We start from the raw sequence: 19,381 nt of genomic DNA, 5'->3' as shown, positions 1-19,381 counted from the left end.
GGGTCAGGCGTTGGCCGGGACCGGCTGCGGGGTCTGCTTCGGGGCCTTGGCGGCGGCAATCGCCTTGGCCTCGACTCGGCGCTCGCTGCCGACCGAGATGCACAGGTCGAACGCGGCGGCCAGCAGCGCGATCCGAAGTGGCTCGAAGACCAGGCCCTGGATCAGGCTGGAGATCTCCATGTTCATCAGTCCCCAGTACTGGCCGTGGATGCCGATCAGCCGCTGGATCGCGACGAACGCCCAGTCGTCGGCGAGGAGCCAGAGCGTGTAGACCAGGCACACCACACCGAGGAACACCGGCCCCACCCGGGCCAGCAGCCGGAACGCGTTGAGCGCCGGGTAGAACTTCTCCCGCAGTCCGCCCAGCAACAGATCCGGTGCCTTGGCCGTCAGGCCGACGAACCGGCTCCGCTGCGCCTCCTCCTGCTGGGCACTCCTGGCGCCGAGCCGCTGCTCGAGCCGGGTACCACGGAAGACGCCTCCACTGGACAGCACGCGGTGGCCGAAGACCACCGTGGTGATCGCCAGCCAGGTCAGCGGCTCGGCGATGCCGTCCTTGAACAACGGCCAGAGCGAGTCCCAGAAGAAGCCCCAGAGGAACTCGATACCGGCCGGGATCGGGATGTGGATCTTCTCGAAGACGTTCTTGAAGCCGTCCCACCAGTCCAGCGACCAGTACCAGAAGCTCCGGTCCTTGAACCACAGCTTGCCTTCCGCGACCGCGAACGGCGTGATCACGAAGGTCAGCAGCACGAAGAACGACTCCGCCCACACCTGGGCGAACTTGACCGGGCGGCTCGGCCACCGGTCATCGACCGACTGCAGCACCCGGCGGAGCACCAGCAGGATGATGAGCGCCGGGAGATAGTTGTGCCAGCTGTGGATTCCTACCTTGAAGAATCCCGAACCTTGCTGGGCGCCGTTCTGGACCAGGTACGTCGCGCTCAGCTGGCTGACCTGGTCGTCGAAGAATCCCCAGGCCGACCAGACCGCGACGAGCGGCAGCAGCGTGACGGCCAGCAACTCGAGCACCCCGCGCTGCGTCGGGTCCGAGGTCTCCTCGGCCTCGCTGCTCGCCGCGTCCCGCCAGCGGTACAGCGACATCGCGCAGGTCCGGATCATGCCGACGGTCGCGGTGATCTGCAGCAGCACCCCGACCGCGAACAGGCCGGTACCGAGACTCGAATGCAGGTGCTTGGCCAGCCAGATCGCACCCTGCGAGCAGACGGTGAAGCCGAGGAAGCCGGCCACCCACCACGTACTCATGGGCAGCACGTTCTTCCACCAGAGCCGGAACGTATCCCCGATCAGGTGGACCATCTCGCGAAAGCCGTCGACGAGCGTGCGCATCGCGCCTGATCCTAGGGGAGCCCTGGGTCGCCGGAGCAATCGAGCCCGTTATCCGTAGGTGTCCCGTGGGCCGCGGCCGCCGCGGACGGTGCGGGTGCCCTTGCGCCAGGTGTAGGTGTTGGGGCCGAGCACCTTGACCTGGGTGACAGTGCCCTCGCCGAGCTCGGCATTCAGGCGGAAGAGGAGCTGCGGGACGAGCAGGTCGAGCTGCACCTTCCACGCGGTGGACGACGTACGGACCGTGAGCACGGTGTCGTCGTACGACTCCGGCTTGCAGTGCTCGGCCATCTCGGGGCCGACGATGGTCTGCCAGCGGGCCATCACGCCGTGGACGGCGACGTCGACCTCCCAGCCCTGGTCGCGCATCAGCCGGCCGAGCGTGTTGGTCAGCCGCTGCGGGTCGCGGTCGTCGGGCCGGGCGCTGCTGATCTGCGCGCCGTCGATGCGCGGCCGGCGGCGGCGCTTGACCGGCTTGATGCCGCCCTTGGCCGCCTGCTGCTTGAGCCGTCCGGCCAGCGACTTGGCCAGATCGAGGCCCTGCTTATCGTGCTCTTCTTCGTTCTCAGGGACGTTCTCAGAGGAATCCGGGGGTTCAGGCACGCTGAACGACCCCCTCACCCACCTCGAAGCGCGCCCCACTGAGCTCAGCGGGCACGTCAGCGCCGACCGCAGCGGTCACCAGCACCTGCTCGGCCGGTGCGACCAGCTCGGCCAACCGGTCCCGGCGCTGCGAGTCCAGCTCGGCGAACACGTCGTCGAGGATCAGCACCGGTTCGCCGCCATCAGCGCGGAGCAGTTCGTACGACGCGAGCCGCAACGCGAGCGCGAACGACCAGGACTCGCCGTGGCTCGCGTACCCCTTCGCGGGCAGATCCCCGAGCCCGAGGACGACGTCGTCGCGGTGCGGCCCGACCAGCGATACGCCGCGGTCCAGCTCGTCCTGCCGCTTCTCCCGTACGGCGGCGAGCAGGACCTCCTCGAGCTGCTCCCGGGACGCGATGCCGGGCTCGAGCAGTACCGACGACTTGTACTCGAGCCGGGCGTCACCCTTGCCTCGGGCAACAGCGTCGTACGAGCTGGACACCAGCGGGCGCAGGGCTTCCAGCAGCTCCAGCCGGGTCGCGAGCAGCTCGGCCCCGCTGCGGGCGAGGTGCGAGTCCCACACCTCGAGCGTCCGCAGCTGTCCCTCGGCGGCGCTCGACCGGTTCTGCCGACGAGCCTGCGAGGCGCTCCGGAGCAAGGAGTTCCGTTGCTTGAGCACCCGGTCGTAGTCCTGCCGTACGCCGGCCATCCGCGGCGCCCGCAGCGTCAGCAGCTCGTCGAGGAACCGGCGCCGCTCGGACGGGTCGCCCTTCACCAGCGCGAGATCCTCCGGCGCGAACAGCACGGTCCGCAGCAGCCCGAGTACCTCGCGTGGCCGCGGTACCGGCGAGCGGTTGATCCGGGCCCGGTTCGCCTTGCCCGGGTTGATCTCCAGCTCGACGACCACGTCCCGGTCGTACTGGCTGCGGATCTCGGTCCGCACGATCGCCCGGGTGGCGCCGGCGCGCACCAGCGGTGCGTCGTTGGCCACCCGGTGCGAACCGAGTGTCGCGGTGTAGTGGATCGCCTCCACCAGGTTGGTCTTGCCGTGGCCGTTCGGACCGACGAAGGCCGTCACGCCCTCAGTGAGCTGGACCTCCGCCTGCTGGTAGGACCGGAAGTCGAGCAGACCCAGGGCGGTGACGTACACCTCAGTGCTTCGGCGGGGTGGCGTACGACGGGTCGGCTGCCTCGGCGCCCTTCACGGCGTGACCACCGAACTGGTTGCGCATCGCGGCGATCGCCTTCATCGCCGGCGAGTCCTCCTGCCGGGACGCGAACCGGGCGAACAGCGCGGCCGAGATGGCCGGCATCGGGACCGCGTGGTCGATCGCGGCCTCGACGGTCCAGCGGCCCTCGCCGGAGTCGTCGGCATACCCGCGGATCTTGGCCAGGTGGCTGTCGTCCTTGAGTGAGGCGACGAGCAGGTCCAGCAGCCAGGACCGGATCACGGTGCCCTCGCGCCAGGACTCGAACGCCTCCGGGACGTTCTCCACGATGTCGGCGGCCTCGAGCAGCTCGTAGCCCTCGGCGTAGGCCTGCATGATGCCGTACTCGATGCCGTTGTGGACCATCTTCGAGAAGTGCCCGGCGCCGACCTTGCCGGCGTGCACGAAGCCGAACTCACCCTCGGGCTTGAGCGCCTCGAAGATCGGCATCACCACGTCGACGGTCTCCTTGTCGCCGCCGCACATCAGCGCGTAGCCGTTCTCCAGGCCCCAGACACCGCCGGAAACGCCGCAGTCGACGAAGCGGATGTCCTTCTCGGCGAGCTGGGCGGCGCGGCGGGTGTCGTCGGTCCAGCGGCTGTTGCCGCCGTCGATCACGATGTCACCGGGGGACAGCAGCTCGGCCAGCTCGGTGACGACCCCGTCGATCGCCTGCACCGGCACCATCACCCAGACCACCTTCGGCTGGTCTCCGGCGGTCAGCTTGCCGACCATGTCGGCAAGATCCTTGGCGTCGGAGATCTCCTGGTTGTGGTCGAACCCGACCACGGTGTGGCCCGCGTTGCGGATCCGCTGGCGCATGTTGCCGCCCATCCTGCCGAGACCGACAAGGCCGAGCTCCATCTGAATCCCCTTGTTCTGTTGGCTTTCAGCTGTTCAGGCGGACCGGCATCAGCACGTACCGGAACTCAGTGATCGGTTCGCCGTCGAAGTCCCGCACACCGGTCAGTTCGGCCGGCTTCGTCGCCTGCGTGAAGGCCAGGTGCGCGACCGGCGTACCGATCGCACCGAGACCGTCGAGCAGGTACGTCGGGTTGAAGCCTACGGTCACCGGATCGCCGACCACGCGGGCCTCCAGCGACTCCGACGCCTGCGCCTCGTCGCCGCTGCCGGCGTCCAGCGTCACGCTGTCCTCGTCGAAGGTCAGCCGGACCGGGGCGTTGCGCTCCGCGACCAGGGCGACCCGCTTGACCGCCTCGACCAGCGTCGCGGTGTCGATCCGGACCCGGGTCGCGATCGCCGCGTCGGTCGGGATGATGCCGCGGACCTTCGGGAACTCGCCGTCCAGCAACCGGGTGGTGGCGCGCCGGTTGCCACCGGACACCTGACCCTCGAAGCCGACGATGCCGTCGCCGCTGCCGGGCGCGGCCAGCGACACGGTCACGTCGGAGCCGGTCATGGCCTTCGCGGTCTCGGACAGCACCCGGGCCGGCACCAGCGCGGCCGCGGACGCGTCGGGAGACTCCGGGTTCCACTCGAGCTCACGGATCGCCAACCGGTACCGGTCGGTGGCCAGCAGGGAGATCGTGGAGCCCTCGATCTCGACCCGGACCCCGGTCAGCACCGGAAGGGTGTCCTCCCGGCCGGCCGCGGTGACGACCTGCGAGACGGCCTGGGCGAAGACGTCGGCCTTCACCGTGCCGCTGGCGGCCGGAAGCTCCGGCAGGGCCGGATATTCCTCGGTCGGAAGCGTCTGCAGTGTGAAGCGCGAGCTGCCACAGGTGACCTGTGCCTTCGCGCCGTCCACGGCGACGTCCACGGGCTGGTTCGGAAGGCTCTTGGAGATGTCGGCGACCAGCCGGCCGGAGATCAGGCACTTACCGGAGTCGGCAACCTGCGCGGGCACAGTGACCCGCACCGAGGTCTCGTAGTCGAAGCCGGACAGGGTGATCTGCCCGTCCTCGGCCTCGACCAGAAGGCCGGCAAGGATCGGGACGCTGGGACGACTGGGCAAACTGCGCGCGGCCCAGGCCACCGACTCGGCCAGTACGTCGCGCTCGACGCGAAACTTCACCGCTGGGTGCCTCCTGTTTCGGCTGTGTGCCAGGCAGATCCTGCCACGGACAAGTGTGCTGTGCGCCAATCGGGCCAGACGTAGCGCTTCGGGCGGGTCGCGTCGGCGTCGTACCGGTCGTGCTCTTGGTGCTCGTGCTGTTGCTGCGTTCGGTGCCTCCGGGAACAGCCTGACAGGTCCGGCAAGCCGGCGCGAGATCGGGGTTTTCCCCAGATCGGGCCGCTCGATCGTTTTGTGGCCTTCGAGCTCTCTATAGATCCCATAGTGTTCTTAGCACCGGTGGATACTGTGGAAAAGCGGCGACTTCGCAGGTCAGACCCCAAATCCGCGTGTGGACGCCGTGTGGACAGTCTCCGCTTGGGTTGAGGACAGCCGTGGACAGAGAATTCTGTCCCCACAGCGAATCCACAAGGTGGACGGAGCTTTCCACGGCGATACCCACAGTTTTCCACAGCTGTGTCCCCAGCCTGTGTGTCCGGATTACTGCTGCTTCGCCTGGTGTTTGATCCGGTTCGTCAGCTCGGTCACCTGGTTGAAAACGCTGCGTCGCTCGGACATCAGCTGCCGGATCTTCCGCTCCGCGTGCATGACCGTGGTGTGGTCGCGGCCGCCGAACTGCTGGCCGATCTTCGGCAGCGACAGATCGGTGAGCTCGCGGCACAGATACATGGCGATCTGCCGGGCGGTGACGAGAACGCGGCTCCGGCTCGATCCGCAGAGGTCGTCGATCGAGAGACCGAAGTACGACGCGGTCTGGCCCATGATCATGCTCGCGGTCACCTCGGGCTTGCTGCCTTCGGGGATGAGGTCCTTCAGCACGATCTCGGCCAGGCTCAGGTCGACGGGCTGCCTGTTCAGGCTCGCGAACGCGGTGACCCGGATCAGGGCGCCCTCGAGTTCACGGATGTTGGTCTGCACCTTCGACGCGATGAACTCCAGCACCTCCGGCGGAGCGGTCAGCCGCTCGGTGGCCGCCTTCTTCCGCAGGATCGCGATCCGGGTCTCCAGGTCGGGCGGCTGGATGTCGGTGATCAGGCCCCACTCGAACCGGTTCCGGAGCCGGTCCTCCAACGCCTCCAGGCGTTTCGGCGCGCGGTCGGAGCTGATCACGATCTGCTTGTTCGCGTTGTGCAGCGTGTTGAAGGTGTGGAAGAACTCTTCCTGGGTCTGGATCTTGCCTTCCAGGAACTGGATGTCGTCGATCAGCAGTACGTCGACGTCGCGGTACCGGCGCTGGAACTGGGACGCCTTGTCGTCGCGGATCGCGTTGATGAAGTCGTTCGTGAACTCTTCGCTGGAGACGTACCGGACGCGCGCACCGGTGTAGAGACTGCGTACGTAGTGGCCGATCGCGTGCAGCAGGTGCGTCTTGCCCAGACCGGAGTCGCCGTAGATCAGCTGCGGGTTGTATGCCTTGCCCGGTGCCTCGGCGACCGCGACGGCGGCCGCGTGCGCGAACCGGTTCGAGCTACCGATGACGAAGGTCTCGAACGTGTACTTCGGGTTCAGCCTGGCCTCGCCCTGCGCCTCGGTGGCCTGCTGGTTCGAACCGCCGGGGGGCGGCGCGACCGAACCGAGCGGCTGGCCGAACGTCTGCTGCGGGGCAGGCTGTTCGTACTGCGGCTGCGGCGGGTTGAACTGGGTGCCGTTGTCCGGGTCGGTCAGCGCGGACTGGATCGTCGGCTGGTAGGCGCCGTCGGTGCGCAGCGGCTCGCGTACTGGCGGGGGCTGCTGCTGGACGGGCTGTTGGTACTGCGGTTGTGGCGCCTGCTGGGGTTGCTGGGGCTGCTGGAGCGCCGGCTGTTGGAGCGGGTGCTGCTGGACCTGCTGCTGGCTGTGCTGTTGTGCTTGCTGTTGAGGGCGTTGCTGGGCGGCTTGCTGTTCGCGGAGTTCGGGGTCGAGCGACGGGTCGACGGTGACGGCGATGCGGATGTCGCGACCGAAGCTCTCGGTGAGGATGCGCTCGAGGTCCGGGCGGAGTCGGGTCTCCAGCTGACCGCGGGTGAAGTCGTCGGGGACGGCGACGATCGCGGTGCTCTCGTGCAGGGTCACCGGGCGGGAGTTGGTCAGCCAGGCACGCTGGTTCGGCGGCAGGCCGGCGAGCACTCGCGCCCAACCCTCACCAAGGTCCGTGACAGCGGGCGCGACCTCAGCCGGACGCTGCTGCTGCACACCCTGCTGCGGCACGTGCTGCTGCGGCTGCTGCTGTTGAGGCTGGTGTTGCTGGGGCCGCTGCTCCTGGAGCTGCTGCTCTTGGACGTGCTGGTGGACCTGCTGCTCTTGGAAGTGCTGCTGGACGTGCTGCTGCTCGACGTGCTGCTGCTCGGGGAGCTGCTGTGGCGCGGCTGCCTCGGCTGCCTCGGCTGCCTCGGCTGCTGGGAGCTCGACGGGCAGTTGGTCCGCGGCCGGTCCGTCGTCCGATGACCGTTGGTTCGTGCTTGGGTTGTCCACACGTGCCTCGCCCTCGTTCGGTACCGAGCCGGCTGCGCTGCCGGTACCCCAATCCGCCGCATCCCAGGCAGCGCCCGGTTCTGGTTGGCGGTAGTTGCCGACGACCGGGGCCGCACCGAAGTACGCCGTACCCGCGGTGGGCATGGATGGGCCGGCCGGGAGATCGGTGGCGGCCCGCTCGAGCTCGGACCGGTAGCCGTACGGCGCCTGGGGCGGCGCGGGACGGTACCCGAAGGCCGACGGCTCGGGCATCGGGATCGGAAGCGACGGGCTCAGGTAGTCGCCCGGGTCCATCCGCGGCTTCGGCTCCGGCGCGGGCGGTACCTCGGTCCGGAAGTTCGCTTCGGGTTCGGGACGACTGTCATCGGGTTCGGGCCGGAGATCCTGCCGGCGATCGACACCGTGGTCCGTCCGATGCTCGACGCCGTGCTCCGTCCCATGCTCGGCTCCGTGGTCCGGCCGGTGCTCGGCTCCGGTGAATTCCGGCGGTGCGAATTCCGCTGCTGTGAATTCCGCACTGGCGGAATGGTCCTCGACCACGCGTTGCTCCCCGAATCCATCGCTGCGGTGGCCGGCGTTCCGGGGGTGTCCGGGCGGCGCGACCATTCGACCAGACCACCGTGCCGCCGCACTGTCCACACGGTTGTCCACAGTTGTGAACGACCGCCGGAGCAGGTTGGTTACCGATCGCGGGGTGTGGGACCTCTGGTGTGAAGGAGTGACGCTAACAAGTCCGACCAGCCACCTTCAAGCCGTCATCCACAGGCTATGAACAGGAAATTGGGGGCAACCGGCGGCGTGTCGGGTGGACGCCGGAGCGTAGTCGTGGTTGGCGATCGCTCTGTGTTGCGACCTGGTCCGGACAGTGACGACGGCGCGGGCAACCAGTTACCCACTACGCTGTCCACAAGGCTGTGGAAAACCCTGGGGATACCTGGTTTGACCTGTCCACAGGGAGCCACGTACCGTGGATCGGTCGGTGTTGAGCCGGCCGTTTCGTGCTGCGCTCCCTGCGAGACCACCCTCTGGGTTCTCCAATGCCTGCGCGGGGCTGCACCAGGGACAGATCCAATCAGTGGATTTGTCGACAAATTTGTGATCTCGAGTAACCGGAGTCATTCCAGTGAGCAAGCGGACGTTCCAGCCGAACAACCGTCGCCGGCACAAGAAGCACGGCTTCCGTCTTCGTATGCGTACCCGTGCGGGTCGCGCGATCATCGCCGCCCGCCGTGGCAAGGGTCGTCAGCGCCTCGCGGCCTGAGCGACCTGTCTGACGGTGACCACCTCGTGTTGCCCGCGTCGAACCGGTTGCGCCGGTCCGACGACTTCCGTCGCGCCGTCCGGTCCGGTCGGCGCGCGGCGCGACGCGCGGTGGTCCTGCATGTGCTGGCGGAGGCCGGGCAGCCCGGCCCCCCACGCGTCGGATTCGTTGTGAACAAGGCGGTGGGCAACGCGGTTCTGCGGAACCGGGTCCACCGCCGTCTGCGTGCCGTCCTGGCCACGCGACTCCCGGATCTGCCGGCCGGCAGCCTGACGGTCGTCCGCGCACTGCCGTCGTCCGCCACCTCGTCGTACGACGAACTGGTCGCGGACGTCGACGGCGCCCTTCGCCGATTGGTAGGGCGCCCCGGATGACCCGTCGCCTACTGCGCGGCACTCGGCACGGCACCTCGCCGCACTGGACCGAGGGCCACGATGCTCCGCATCGAGACCCTCGCCCCAGCGCGCCGATGCACCGCACCGAGCACCTGCTCGCGACGGCGACGGATCATCCGGGGCACCCTGAAGTCATGATGCGGTTCAATCCCGTCCGCAGCGGGATCATCGGTTTCCTGAAGCTGTACCGCCTGCTGATCAGCCCGCTGTACGGGCAGGTGTGCAGGTTCTACCCGAGTTGTTCGGCCTACGCCCTGGAGGCGGTCGAGCGCCACGGTGCGGTGCGCGGTAGCTGGCTGGCGATGAGGCGACTCATCCGCTGCCACCCGTGGAACCCCGGCGGCTACGACCCCGTTCCACCCAAAGATGTCGACCAGCGCGGAGAGTCTGTCTCCGCCAACCAGCCCGGATCGTCAGCCGACGCCGGGCCTGTGCAGCGAGGTGTGTGAGTGACTCTTCTGGCCATCCCCGGGCTCGCGGTGTGGGACGGGATCGTAGACCTGTTCAACACGGTCATGACGCCGCTGTACTGGGCCGTATCGGCACTGCTGGTCGGGTGGCACTGGCTGCTCAGCCAGGTGCTCGACCCGAACAGCGGCTGGGCGTGGGCGCTGTCCATCGTTGGTCTGACGATCACGATCCGGACCATCCTGATCCCGCTGTTCGTCCGGCAGATCCGCTCCAGCCGGAACATGCAGCTGCTGCAGCCGAAGATGAAGGAGCTGCAGAAGAAGTACGGCCACGACCGGGAGAAGCTCGGTCAGGAAATGATGAAGCTGTACAAGGAGACCGGGACCAATCCGTTCTCCTCGTGCCTGCCGCTGCTGCTGCAGTCGCCGATCTTCCTGGCGCTGTTCCGGGTGCTCGACTACGCCGCCAAGGGCCAGTGGCACAGCGAGATCATGAAGCCGTACGTCAACTCCCTGCAGCACGCGAAGATCTTCGGCGCGGAGATCTCGCAGACCTTCCTGAAGGCGAGCGGCTCCGGCTCGGGCAACGTCAAGGTCGTCGCGATCGTCCTGATCATCCTGATGACGGCCACCATGTTCACCACGCAGCTGCAGCTGATGCGGAAGAACATGCCGAAGGAGGCCCTCGAGGGCCAGGCCGCCCAGATGCAGAAGATCATGCTGTACGTCTTCCCGATCTTCTTCCTGATCGGTGGCTTCAACTTCCCGATCGGTGTGCTGATCTACTGGTTCATCTCGAACCTGTGGACGATGGGCCAGCAGTTCTACGTGATCCGCCGTAACCCCGCTCCGGGCACCCCGGCGTACGACGCCATGCAGGCGCGCAAGCGTGAGGCCAACCTGCGGCACGGCCGCCCGGCCGACGAGAACGTCCCGGGTACGGCGGGCGCCGCGACCGAGACCGCGGTCAGCGACCGTCGTCCGGCGCAGCGGCAGCAGCCGAAGCGGCAGTCGCGCAGCGACCGGAAGAGCGGTCCGGCGGCCAGCAACGGGCAGACGTCGGCGCCGGTGGACGAGACCCCGGTCCAGGACGACGTGCCTGCGAAGCAGGACGCGCCCAAGCAGACTCAGGCCCCTGCCGCGAAGAAGCAGCCGGCCGGCAAGAAGGGTTCGGGAGCCAAGCGCCAGCCCGCGGCGAAGTCGGCCGCGCAGAAGAAGGCGGCGCAGAAGCGCTCCGGCGGTTCGCGCTGACCGCAGCACTGTTTCCCTGTTGCCTCTTGCCTTGATTGACCCGGATCCCCGTGAGGCGGATCCAGACACCATGAAGGAGTGGCCGTGACCGACGGCATGCAGAACACCGAAACGGCGGAGGAGTCCGTCAGCCCGAAGAGCTCCGCATCGGAGCGGCTGAAGGCCCTCGAGGCGGAGAGCGACATCGCGGCCGACTACCTCGAGGAACTGCTCGACATCGCCGACCTGGACGGCGACATCGACATGGACATCGACGGTGACCGGGCCGCGGTCTCGATCGTCGGCGCCGAACTGAACAACCTCGTCGGTGAGAACGGCAAGGTCCTGGAGGCGCTCCAGGAGCTGACCCGGCTGGCGGTGTACCGGGAGACCGGCGAGCGGTCCCGGCTGATGTTGGACGTGTCGAACTACCGCGCGAACCGGAAGGCCGAACTTGAGGAGGTCGGCCGCAAGGCGGTCGAAGAGGCGAAGGCCACCGGTACGCCGGTCCGCCTCGACCCGATGACGCCGTTCGAGCGCAAGGTCGTCCACGACGTCGTCGCGGCCGCTGGCCTGAGCTCTGAGTCCGAGGGCGAGGAGCCCCGGCGCCGCGTGGTGGTACAGCCGTGAACGCGCGATGACCGAGGAAGTTTCACGTGAAACGCCGCCGCTCGTGGACAAGCTGTTCCCACGGGCGGCGGCTCGGCTTTCGGCGTACGCCGACCTGCTCGCTACGGAAGGGTCGCTCCGGGGACTGATCGGACCGCGCGAGGTGCCGCGGCTCTGGGACCGGCACCTCCTGAACTGTGCCGTCGTCGAGCGGTTGATTCCGGAGGAGTCGTCGGTCGCCGACATCGGTACGGGCGCCGGCCTGCCAGGCATCGTCCTGGCGATCGTTCGACCCGACCTCCACGTCGACCTGGTCGAGCCGCTGCTCCGGCGTACGACGTTCCTGCAGGAAGCGGTCGACGCGCTCGAACTCGATAACGCGAGGGTTGTCCGCGCCCGGGCGGAGGACCTGCCGCCGGCGTCGTACGACATCGTCACCTCCCGCGCAGTCGCTCCGCTGGCGAAGCTGGCCCGTTGGTGCTTGCCGCTCTGTGTCGAAGGCGGTCTGATGCTTGCGATGAAAGGGTCGTCCGCAGAGGAGGAACTGGACGGCTCAGAGCGCGAATTGATGAAGCTTGGCGCAGAGGTTTGTCATATTCACCAACTCGGCGGCGAGGAACTGGCCCACCCCACGACTGTGGTGAGTATTGTGGCCGGACGTGCTGCAGGGGGATCCCGGCACGGACGACACGGGAGGTGAGCGGGTTGGTGAGTCGTGCCCTCGGATGGCCCGAGAAGAGCACCGGCGAGCCGAAGTCTTCACAAGGCATCGGCTGGCCGACCGACACGGACTCTTCCGTTCGCGTGGTGACTCAGGACCTGGCTCCCGATCCCGTTCCGGCCCCGGCGCCCCCGGTCGTCACCAGCCCGCCGATCGACTCCTCGGAACTCCGGGCGGTCGCGGCGGCCGGTCTCGACGGACCAACCACCGGCGAAACTCGCTCCGTTTCACGTGAAACCCAGGAGATGCGGGATGATGGTTCCGGGCCCGATTCGACGTCTCTGATGGACGTCGAACCGGACTTCTCGGAATCTCCACCGCCTGTGGATGACCACCGCATGAAACTGCCCCCGCAGACGGGAATTCGTCCACAGAAGCCTGTGGATGGAGCTGGGGGTAGACCCGCCCCCACCCCTACCGACATCCTCTTCGGGCCAAGTCCCGCACCTATTGGAATGGGCGCTATGACTGCCGCACAGATCGCCGCGCGGGCCACGTCGGACGAGCTTCAGCGACGACTTCTCGAGACTCCGATCGCCGCCGCCACCGAACGGACCCTGCTGGTGAATGAAGGACGCACAATGGGCCGCGAGTTCCCGCTGCCCGATCAGACCCGGGTGTTCGTCGTCGCCAACCAGAAGGGTGGCGTCGGGAAGACCACCACGACGGTCAACGTCGCCGCCGGCCTCGCGCTGTACGGTGCCAAGATCCTCGTCATCGACCTCGACCCGCAGGGCAACGCGTCGACGGCGCTGGGCATCGACCACGCCGAAGGTACGCCCGGTGTGTACGAGGCGATCATCGAGGGCGAGCCGCTGAGCAAGCTGATCCAGCCGTGTGCCGAGCACCCGGGTATCCAGGTCATCCCGGCGACCATCGACCTGGCCGGCGCCGAGATCGAACTCGTCAGTCTGGTGGCTCGGGAGAGCCGGCTGAAGAGCGTTCTCGAGGCGTACCTGGCGGAGACCGAGGCCGCGGGCGAGAAGTACGACTACGTCTTTATCGACTGCCCGCCGTCGCTCGGCCTGCTGACGGTGAACGCGCTGACCGCCGCACGCGAGGTGCTCGTCCCGATCCAGAGCGAGTACTACGCGCTCGAGGGTCTGTCCCAGCTGCTGCGCCACATCGACATGGTGAAGTCCCACCTGAACCCGACTCTCGACGTGTCGACGATCCTGCTGACGATGTACGACGCGCGGACCAAGCTTGCCGGTGAGGTCGCTGCCGAAGTACGCGGCCACTTCAAGGACGCCGTACTGCGGACCGCCGTACCGCGCTCGGTGCGGATCTCGGAGGCGCCGAGCCACGGACAGACCGTGCTCGCGTACGACCCGGCGTCCGCCGGCGCGTTGTCGTACCTGGAGGCGTCGCGGGAGATCGCGATGCGGAACCACGCCTGACTGTGCTGCCGTTCCACGTGAAACGGTTGCGTGGTGTGGCGCCGTTTCACGTGAAACGGGACACGAGGCCGGTGCGGGAGTAGCGGTGTCCGTTCGGCGTTGTGATAGTCCAGCAGTAGCTCAGCAGGATGTCGAACTCGAGGGAGCGCGATGAACACCCGACTCGGACGCGGACTTGGTGCGCTGATCCCCAGCTCGCCGGCGCCTGGCACCACGACCACCCTGGGCAGCAAGTCGAACTCCATCCCCGGGGCACCGCCGGTCGCGCAACCGGCCGCCGAGCCGCAGGGTTCGGAGTTGGCCGCCGTACCGGGTGCGTCGTTCGCGGAGATCGACGTCGAGAAGATCACGCCGAACCCGAAGCAGCCGCGAACGGTCTTCGACGAAGAGGCGATGGACGAGCTTGTCCACTCGGTCAAGGAAATCGGCCTGCTGCAGCCGATCGTCGTACGCAAACTCGACGACGACAAGTACGAGCTCGTCATGGGCGAGCGTCGCTGGCGCGCGACCCAGGCGGCCGGACTGGAGACGATTCCGGCGATCGTCCGGGACACCTCGGACGATGCGATGCTTCGGGACGCACTCCTGGAGAACCTGCACCGTAGCCAGCTGAACCCGCTGGAGGAGGCGGCCGCGTACCAGCAGATGCTCGACGACTTCGGCTGCACGCAGGAGGTACTCGCGACTCGCATCGGTCGGTCGCGGCCGCAGATCTCCAACACCCTGCGCCTGCTGAAGCTGCCGGCCTCCGTCCAGCGCCGTGTCGCCGCCGGCGTCCTCTCCGCCGGCCACGCCCGAGCCCTTCTAGGCCTCCCGAGCGGCAACGCAATCGAGCGCCTGGCCCAACGAATCGTCGCCGAAGGTCTCTCGGTCCGGACAGTCGAAGAGATCGTCGCCCTCGGCGACATGAACGGCGACGACCCAACCCCGCCCCGCCGCCGCAACAAGCCGGTAGCCCCACGCTTGGTAGACCTCGCCGACCGCCTCTCAGACCGCTTCGAAACCCGCGTAAAAGTAGACCTAGGCAAAACCAAGGGCAAAATCACCGTAGAGTTCGCGTCCCTCGACGACCTAGAACGAATCGTCACCCTAATGGACCCAAACAAGGCCCCCGACTCCTAACACCGAATTCGCACCAAGACGGGCCGCCGACCCCCTGGTCACCGGACCGTCAGCCTGCACGGCACCCGGCGAACAACACCTGTCCGCCCACGCGCTCGGCCGAATCGCGGTGATAGAGCAGAGACCAGCCACCTCCGGGCGATCACCATCTCCGCCGCCCCCGGGCGCCCCCGTGGCGCCCCCGTGGCGCCCCGGTCGCAACGGTTGACGGCTCCTAACGCCGACCCCAACCGAGGCTGCAAAGGGATGGCGAAGCAGACCTCCCACCAACCTCCAACGACACGCCAGCCGGCCTCAACCCACCCGCCCAAGCGCCACGTCACGCCGCACGTCACGCCGCATCTGTGCCCCGCATCTGTGCCTCGCATCCGTGCCCCGCATCCGTGCCCCGCATCCGTGCCCCGCATCCGTGCGCCAGGCCGGGCGAAGTACCGGGTCGAGTACCGGGTCGAGTACCGGGCCGAGTACCGGGCCGAGTACCGGGTCGAGCACCGGGTCGAGCACCGGGTCGAGCACCGGGCCGCGCCTGCGGCCGCGCACGCGTCCGTGCGCCGGACCGCCCCCGATGATCCGAGGCCGAGCACCAGGCCGACCACCAGGCCCAGGACCCTGCTCCCGGTGACGACCGCGTCGGCCGACAACCGCACCACTGCGCCCGCCCGCCTACCGCGCTGGCCTGCCGCGCCCACCCCCGACCCGACCATCCCGCCCACCGCACCACCCCGCCGACCCGACCCGACCACCCGACCACCCGACCACAGCGCCGCCCGCGCCTCCCCACCGAGCCGCGCCAGCATGGGCCTGGGCACACGGCTGGGCCAACGCCAGCTGCTGGCCTGAGCACGACTCGCGGCCGACCAGCGCGGGTGTGAAGGAAAGTTGTCGCCCGGGCTGCGTGGTGCCTCGTGTCCGGAGCCGAAATTCGTCCCCTCATGGCCGAGATCCTGCTGGATCTGGCCCAAGAATCACAGGGATGTAAGTCTCCCGAGGCGGCTTAGGATCGCGCTCAGGGAGATAGTTGGCGGTCCGAAGTACGGCCTATCTCGCCATAGCTATTTGTCGACAAAGGCATCTGGGGACTTGCGGGCGATGTTTCATGTGAAACATTGCGGCAGTTGGCAGTTGGCAGTTGGCAGTTGGCAGCTGAAGCGAGGCCCGGAGTCAAGACGCGGTGCGGACAGGGGTCTCGTCAACGGTGGAGCGGGGTGCTGAGGCCTGCGGGGGACCCCCGTCAGGACGCGGTGGTTCGAGTCGTTGAGCTGTGTCCGGAGAGCCGGCGTGGTCGGCAAGTCGGTCCAGGTACCGCTCCAGACCTGGCTGCCGGGCGCGGGGGAGTTCCCGCATGGTGGGCCCTGGAGTCGCTGGTACCAGCAGTGCGGCTAAGGACGTCTCGTACGACGAGCGCGTCTACAACGCCGACACCGACGCCGTACTCGACCTCATCCGCGAGGTATCGGCCGAGGCGAGCGGTGGTCGTCGTCGCTCACGCGCTGGGCGGCCCATCGCTGGCCGACGAACTCGCCCTCGATGGCACCGGCTCGGAGCACGTCCACCGGCTGGCCGACGGGTGAAGACGCTCGCCGACGATCCCGGCACACCATCGAGGAACCCGCCCGCGAGTGCGGCGAGTGCCGCAGGTCCGCGGTGCCGTGCGGGGCGTGTAGAGGCGAGTGCGGCAGGACCGCTGGGTGCAGACGGGCGCGGGGCCTGGGGAGTGCGGACAACTGGCGGTCGGCGGATGATGCGTGCGTGCAGCGCGTCCGGGGGCGGATGCTGCTGGCGTACCGCATGCGTGGTGCGAGGTGGCGCGGCGCGGGGTGGCGCGGGGTGGCGTGGCGTGCAGCGCGTTCGGAGGTGGGACGGCTGGCACGGGGTGATGCGGCGCGGCCTAGCTTGGCGCAGGGTAGCGCGCGTCGCGTGGTGGGGGCGGCGCGGGTGGGGCGGCGCGGAGCAGGGCGGGGTGGCGCGGCCCGGGGTCGCGCGGGGTGGAGCGGTCCGGGTAGCGGCGTACGCGACCTCAGGGGATTTCTGGGCCTCGCTCGTGGGGCTGCTGGCGCGCCGGGGACGCGCTGGGATTGTGCCGGGCGGCGCGGTGGGGCGGGGTGGTGGGGCGGCGGTACGCGGGGTTAACGGCCTTGGAGTTCGTGGGTGGTTTTGCGTTCGGCGTAGAAGGAGAGGAAGGGGATGGTGCCGGCTAGGGCCATCAGGACCAGGCGGGGGAAGGACCAGCGGACGCGGCGGAAGAGGTCGAAGGTCAGCAGGAGGTACACGACGTACAGGAAGCCGTGGAGGGGGCCGATGATGTTCATCGCGCCGGGGCTGTCGGCGAAGTACTTCAGCGGCATCGCGAGGAACACCAGCAGGAGCAGCATGACGCCGACCACGTACGCGATCACGCGGTAGCGGGTCAGCGCGCCGCGAACAGCCGGGGTGATCGGCTGCGCGCCGGCGGAGGTGGCGGGGTCAGCAGAGGAAGTCACGCTGAAACGGTACCGCCTGGCCCCACACGCTCCCCGCCCTGGTCACCCTTCATCCCATCCACACCCGACTCACCTCGAGGTACCCCATCCCCACTCGACGCCACCGCCTCCGTCGTACCCGCGCCCGACGTATCCGTCTCCGTCGTACCTGCGGACGGCGCATCCTGGCCGGTTGTGCTCGGGCCGGTTGTACCCGGCGCTGTCGCATCCCCGGAGGTAGTACTCGAGCCCGTCATACCTGTGCCCGTCGCATCCGTAGCGGTAATGCTCGCGCTGGTCGTAGGTGCGTACGGAGTGGCCGAGTCATCTGTATCCGGAGCGGTCAGCTCTGGTGGGGTGCGGTGGGCGTCTTGGAGCATTCGGGTCCACATCCAGAGGGTGAAGGCGGCGAAGATCCACCACTGGAAGGCGTAGGCGACGTTGCGGAGGCCTGCGTGGTCGGTGGGGGGTGGTGGGGGGACTACGGCGGCGGGGGCGGGGGAGGCCGCGGGGGAGGTTTGTACTACGAAGGCGTCGTAGATGCGGTACTTGACCAGGTGGACGATGGTCGGGATCCGTAGCGACGAGAGGACCCGGCCCTTGGCGGCGTCGTCGGAGGAGTCTTCGGCTTCTGAGGCCACGACCGAGCCGGTCAGCGAAACGGGGCCCACCGGAGCCTTGGCGGCGGGGTCGGTGACCGACGGGACCCAGCCGCGGACGATCATCACCGCGTCCGTCGGCGAGAGCTTCAGGGGAGTGACCACCCAGAAGCCGTTCTTCCCGTCCTGCATGCGGTCCGACATGTAGACCTGGTCGGCGACAGGTCCCCACGTGCCCGAGATGGTGACCTGGCGGCCGACCGCCTTCGCAGGGAGCCCGTCGTCGATCGAGAACAGTGACTGCAGGGAGACAGGTGCAGCAGCGGCTCGATGGGCGGTGGCCTCGGCGGTCTTCGATTTGTAGACGCCCAACTGCCAGACGCCCATGGCCGTCATCGCGCCGGCGATGGCGAGAGCGAGGGCGAGCAGCCCGACCCAGCGCGGCTGTACGGCGGTACGCCACAGGGGCCGTGGCTCAGGCATCAGCGTGCGGCAGCGGTGGCGAGCAGGTCACGGCAGAGCACACCGAGCTCGATCCCGGCGGCCTCGGCGGCCAGCGGTACCAACGACGTTTCAGTCATCCCCGGCGCCACATTGACTTCCAGGAACCATGGCACCCCGGCGGCATCCACAACCAGGTCCGTCCGCGACAGGTCGCGCAGACCGAGCGCCTGATGAGCCTGTACGGCGGCCGCGGCGCAAGCACCCGCCGCCTCCGGCTCCAGCCGAGCGGGTACGACGAACTGCGTCGCCCCGGCCGTGTACCGCGCCTCGTAGTCGTAGAACCCCGAGTCCGGCCGAATCTCCACAGCCGGCAACGCCCGCGGACCGTCGCCCGTGTCGACGACCGTCACGGCGACCTCCGTCCCGTCGACGTACTGCTCGATCAACGCCACCGGACCGTAGGCGTAGCAGTTCACCATCGCCGCCGGCAGCTCGTCCGCCGACCGCACGATCGAAGCGCCCAGCGCTGAACCACCACGGGCCGGCTTCACGACCAGCGGCAGCCCGATCTGCCCGACGACGGCCTCCATCAGCGCGGCGGCGCCCAGCTCGCGGAACGTGTCGTGCCCGAGGACGACGGACGCGGGCGTGTGCAGACCCGCATTGCCGACGACCGTCGACGCGACCGGCTTGTCGAACGCCGTCCGGCACGCGGCCGCGTCGGCGCCGACGTACGGAACGCCGTACAGGTCGAGGACCTGGCGGAGCGCGCCGTCCTCGCCGGTGACGCCGTGCAGGACGGGGAACACCGCGTCCGGCGGATCCGCGCGCAGCCGGTCGACGAGGGAGGCGTCGACATCACGCTGCTCGACCTCGACCCCGACACTGCGCAGGGCGTCCGCGACCCGGCGGCCGGAGCGCAGCGAGACGTCCCGCTCGTGCGACAGACCACCGGCCAGTACCAGCACTCGACCCAGATCACTCATCACAAATATCCCGATCACTCGTGGGCGTTCTCCGGCACGGTCGCCGGCCCCGAGGCCCACTGGAACGGTACCCCTACCGCGTCCTGGACCCCCGGCCACCCGCAGGTCCCTTGCGCAAC

General features: G+C 68.5%; 17 protein-coding genes and 1 pseudogene. 9 read left to right on the top strand and 9 right to left on the bottom strand.

All coding sequences use genetic code 11. From position 1 onward, the window contains the following. Window positions 1–3 precede the first annotated feature (3 nt). From FB475_RS15585 to dnaA, 6 genes are all read right to left on the bottom strand, one after another. On the bottom strand, window positions 4–1,350 hold the full coding sequence (locus FB475_RS15585; RefSeq protein WP_141856648.1) for a hypothetical protein: 1,347 nt from the start codon (window positions 1,348–1,350) through the stop codon (window positions 4–6). A gap of 48 nt (window positions 1,351–1,398) precedes the next feature. Continuing rightward, window positions 1,399–1,950 carry a DciA family protein gene (locus FB475_RS15580; protein ID WP_238332165.1) on the bottom strand — a complete coding sequence of 184 codons (552 nt, stop codon included), beginning with the start codon at window positions 1,948–1,950 and terminating at the stop codon, window positions 1,399–1,401. Further along, window positions 1,943–3,082 (bottom strand): DNA replication/repair protein RecF, encoded by a 1,140-nt coding sequence (gene recF / locus FB475_RS15575; protein ID WP_141856644.1) that lies wholly within the window; start codon window positions 3,080–3,082, stop codon window positions 1,943–1,945. Before recF ends, FB475_RS15580 begins: the two co-directional genes overlap by 8 nt. 1 nt (window position 3,083) lies before the next feature. Then, entirely contained in the window at window positions 3,084–4,004 is a 921-nt protein-coding gene (gene gnd, locus FB475_RS15570; protein ID WP_141856641.1) for a phosphogluconate dehydrogenase (NAD(+)-dependent, decarboxylating), read from the bottom strand. Between the two features lie 25 nt (window positions 4,005–4,029). Beyond that, a complete protein-coding gene (dnaN, locus tag FB475_RS15565; RefSeq protein ID WP_141856639.1) occupies window positions 4,030–5,175 on the bottom strand; it encodes a DNA polymerase III subunit beta in 1,146 nt (381 codons plus the stop codon). A 480-nt stretch (window positions 5,176–5,655) separates the two neighbouring features. Continuing rightward, window positions 5,656–7,347, bottom strand: coding sequence for a chromosomal replication initiator protein DnaA (dnaA, locus tag FB475_RS15560; RefSeq protein WP_185759349.1), 1,692 nt, complete (start codon window positions 7,345–7,347; stop codon window positions 5,656–5,658). A gap of 1,402 nt (window positions 7,348–8,749) precedes the next feature. Here dnaA and rpmH point away from each other — a divergent pair. The 9 genes and pseudogenes from rpmH (at window position 8,750) to FB475_RS36775 (ending at window position 15,614) form a co-directional block, all read left to right on the top strand. Next, a complete protein-coding gene (rpmH, locus tag FB475_RS15555; RefSeq protein WP_130386492.1) occupies window positions 8,750–8,887 on the top strand; it encodes a 50S ribosomal protein L34 in 138 nt (45 codons plus the stop codon). 26 nt (window positions 8,888–8,913) lie between these two features. Then, window positions 8,914–9,261, top strand: coding sequence for a ribonuclease P protein component (gene rnpA, locus FB475_RS15550; RefSeq protein ID WP_141856637.1), 348 nt, complete (start codon window positions 8,914–8,916; stop codon window positions 9,259–9,261). 155 nt (window positions 9,262–9,416) lie between these two features. After that, entirely contained in the window at window positions 9,417–9,731 is a 315-nt protein-coding gene (gene yidD / locus FB475_RS15545) for a membrane protein insertion efficiency factor YidD (protein WP_238332164.1), read from the top strand. Window positions 9,732–9,740: 9 nt separating this feature from the next. Further along, window positions 9,741–10,721 (top strand): annotated as a pseudogene (gene yidC, locus FB475_RS15540) (membrane protein insertase YidC); the annotation flags it as partial. A 306-nt stretch (window positions 10,722–11,027) separates the two neighbouring features. Continuing rightward, entirely contained in the window at window positions 11,028–11,552 is a 525-nt protein-coding gene (locus FB475_RS15535) for a Jag family protein (RefSeq protein WP_272952068.1), read from the top strand. Between the two features lie 7 nt (window positions 11,553–11,559). Continuing rightward, window positions 11,560–12,231, top strand: a complete 672-nt coding sequence (rsmG, locus tag FB475_RS15530; protein ID WP_141856633.1) for a 16S rRNA (guanine(527)-N(7))-methyltransferase RsmG — start codon at window positions 11,560–11,562, stop codon at window positions 12,229–12,231. Window positions 12,232–12,716: 485 nt separating this feature from the next. Then, window positions 12,717–13,652: a ParA family protein gene (locus FB475_RS15525; protein WP_272952067.1), complete on the top strand. Its 936-nt coding sequence runs from the start codon at window positions 12,717–12,719 to the stop codon at window positions 13,650–13,652. A 150-nt stretch (window positions 13,653–13,802) separates the two neighbouring features. Next, window positions 13,803–14,774: a ParB/RepB/Spo0J family partition protein gene (locus tag FB475_RS15520; protein WP_141856630.1), complete on the top strand. Its 972-nt coding sequence runs from the start codon at window positions 13,803–13,805 to the stop codon at window positions 14,772–14,774. Window positions 14,775–15,170: 396 nt separating this feature from the next. After that, window positions 15,171–15,614: a hypothetical protein gene (locus FB475_RS36775; RefSeq protein ID WP_185759261.1), complete on the top strand. Its 444-nt coding sequence runs from the start codon at window positions 15,171–15,173 to the stop codon at window positions 15,612–15,614. Window positions 15,615–16,900: 1,286 nt separating this feature from the next. Here FB475_RS36775 and FB475_RS15510 read toward each other — a convergent pair. From FB475_RS15510 to FB475_RS15500, 3 genes are read right to left on the bottom strand one after another with little or no spacing between them, the layout of a single operon-like run. Beyond that, complete coding sequence (locus tag FB475_RS15510) at window positions 16,901–17,254, bottom strand: DUF3817 domain-containing protein (protein WP_141856626.1); 354 nt, start codon at window positions 17,252–17,254, stop codon at window positions 16,901–16,903. Continuing rightward, complete coding sequence (locus FB475_RS15505; RefSeq protein ID WP_202878338.1) at window positions 17,251–18,315, bottom strand: SURF1 family protein; 1,065 nt, start codon at window positions 18,313–18,315, stop codon at window positions 17,251–17,253. The genes FB475_RS15510 and FB475_RS15505 overlap by 4 nt, the downstream gene beginning before the upstream one ends. After that, on the bottom strand, window positions 18,315–19,262 hold the full coding sequence (locus tag FB475_RS15500) for a D-alanine--D-alanine ligase family protein (protein ID WP_141856624.1): 948 nt from the start codon (window positions 19,260–19,262) through the stop codon (window positions 18,315–18,317). The genes FB475_RS15505 and FB475_RS15500 overlap by 1 nt, the downstream gene beginning before the upstream one ends. Between the last annotated feature and the right edge of the window lie 119 nt (window positions 19,263–19,381).

The sequence above is a fragment of the Kribbella jejuensis genome (assembly GCF_006715085.1).
Taxonomy (GTDB): domain Bacteria; phylum Actinomycetota; class Actinomycetes; order Propionibacteriales; family Kribbellaceae; genus Kribbella; species Kribbella jejuensis.
Note: the sequence above shows the minus strand (reverse complement) of the source record. Positions and strands in the feature narration are given on the sequence as shown.

What these genes read in the sequence shown, in the direction of transcription:
- FB475_RS15585 (WP_141856648.1), bottom strand. Translation starts at nt 1,350, where the DNA reads ATGCGCACGCTCGTCGACGGCTTTCGCGAGATGGTCCACCTGATCGGG.
- gnd (WP_141856641.1), bottom strand. Translation starts at nt 4,004, where the DNA reads ATGGAGCTCGGCCTTGTCGGTCTCGGCAGGATGGGCGGCAACATGCGC.
- yidD (WP_238332164.1), top strand. Translation starts at nt 9,417, where the DNA reads ATGATGCGGTTCAATCCCGTCCGCAGCGGGATCATCGGTTTCCTGAAG.
- rsmG (WP_141856633.1), top strand. Translation starts at nt 11,560, where the DNA reads ATGACCGAGGAAGTTTCACGTGAAACGCCGCCGCTCGTGGACAAGCTG.
- FB475_RS15525 (WP_272952067.1), top strand. Translation starts at nt 12,717, where the DNA reads ATGACTGCCGCACAGATCGCCGCGCGGGCCACGTCGGACGAGCTTCAG.
- FB475_RS15520 (WP_141856630.1), top strand. Translation starts at nt 13,803, where the DNA reads ATGAACACCCGACTCGGACGCGGACTTGGTGCGCTGATCCCCAGCTCG.
- FB475_RS15505 (WP_202878338.1), bottom strand. Translation starts at nt 18,315, where the DNA reads ATGCCTGAGCCACGGCCCCTGTGGCGTACCGCCGTACAGCCGCGCTGG.
- FB475_RS15500 (WP_141856624.1), bottom strand. Translation starts at nt 19,262, where the DNA reads ATGAGTGATCTGGGTCGAGTGCTGGTACTGGCCGGTGGTCTGTCGCAC.